This is a genomic window from Tissierella sp. (assembly GCF_052089545.1).
GTDB lineage: Bacteria > Bacillota > Clostridia > Tissierellales > Tissierellaceae > Tissierella_A.
Window position 1 is genome coordinate 12,225 of sequence record NZ_JBQDAA010000045.1, and the last position, 1,734, is coordinate 13,958.

At 31.5% G+C, this 1,734-nt stretch carries 1 protein-coding gene; it reads right to left on the reverse strand.

The features are described from left to right. On the reverse strand, nt 1–1,734 hold a 1,734-nt coding region (locus ACTHW2_RS05195), incomplete at both ends, for a SpaA isopeptide-forming pilin-related protein (RefSeq protein ID WP_442262858.1).

The window sequence follows — 1,734 nt, forward strand, 5'->3', positions numbered from 1 at the left end:
GCTCCGGCTAGTACATTTCCATTATCCATATTGTCTTCTTTAGTTAAAACTACAGTACCTTTAATTTTTATATTTGTAACCTTACCTAAATCAACTACTTCTTTGTGTTCATTTATACTTACATCAAAAGTTGTAGGTGAAGCTACATATCCTTCTGGTGCTTCTATTTCTTCTACTGTATAATCACCATAAGGTATATTGTTAAATTCTACAAGCCCATCTTCGTCACTTGTTCGTTCTTCTACTAAATTTCCATCTTCATCATAGATTCCAAACCTTGCTCCAGCTAGTAGATTGCCTTCACTATCTTTTTTAGTTAAAGTTACACTTCCTCTAATTCTTTTATTTACAAAAGGAAGTATTTTAGTTACTTTACGGGAATTTTTGGTTATAAATACATACTGTTTAAAATTCGAATCTATATAACCTTCTGGTGCTTCTATCTCCTTGATTTCATATATCCCTAAGTCTACATCCTCAAATCTTACTAGACCATTTTGATTACTTGTTACAGTTTTATATAGGGATCCATTCAAGTAATACATTCCAAACTCTGCTCCAGCTACTAAGTTTCCTTCATTATCTTTTTTAATGAATTCTATACTTTTACCTTTCTTTTTATTTATTACTTCGCCTAAATCATCTATACTCCATTGTCCCATTAGACGAGCTTGTAAAGTTTCATCTGAAGCTATATATCCTTCTGGTGCTTCTATTTCTTTTACTGTATATTTACCTACATGGATATCATTAAATTCTACCAATCCATCACTATCACTTGTTTGTTCCTCTACTAGATTTCCATCTTCATCATAAAGTCCAAACCTTGCTCCAGCTAGTAAATTGCCTTTATTATCTTTCTTAGTTAAAATTATCTTTCCTGTAATTCTTTTGTTTATAAATCCATTCATTTGAATTTCATTAGGCGATTCCTCATTTACATTGAGGCCCCTTGCTATATTTGAAGATTTATAACCTTCCGGTGCTTCTATTTCCTTAACCATATAGTTTCCTAATGCTACATCTTTAAATCTTACTATTCCATTTGCGTCACTTGTTTGTTCGTATATTAGATTATATTCCATATCAAAAATTCCAAACTTTGCTCCGGCTAATGGATTATCTTTGTCATCCTTTTTAGTAAAGCTTACATTCTTTTTTGCTTTTTCATTTATTATTTCCCCTAGGTTTATATATTCTCCATACTCTTTTATTTCTACTTGGAAAGTTTCATCAGAGACATCATATCCATCTGGTGCTTCTATTTCTTTAACTACATAGTTTCCATAAGGTATAAAAAGAAACCGTACTAATCCACTACTATTACTTGTTTCTTCTTTAACTAGGTCACCATTATCATCATAGATACCAAATTTTGCTCCTTCCAATGGGTTCCCTTCACTATCATGTTTAGTTAAACTTACGCTTCCTATAATTCTTGGATTTATAATATCATTTAATCTAACTAGTTTAACAGGATCAGAAGTATCGCCATGTATAGCAAAACCAATTGAGCTAAGCATGGTCCTATATCCTTCTGGTGCTTCTAGTTCTTTAAGCTGATATCCTCCCAATGGTAGGTTGGTAAATTCTACTAATCCATTTTCATCACTTGTTTGTTCTTGTACAAGTTCTCTAGTATCATTAGCATAAAGTCCAAATTTCGCTCCGGATAATAAGTTTCCTTGATTATCTTTTTTATTAAATACTACCTTTCCGGTTATTTTTATATTT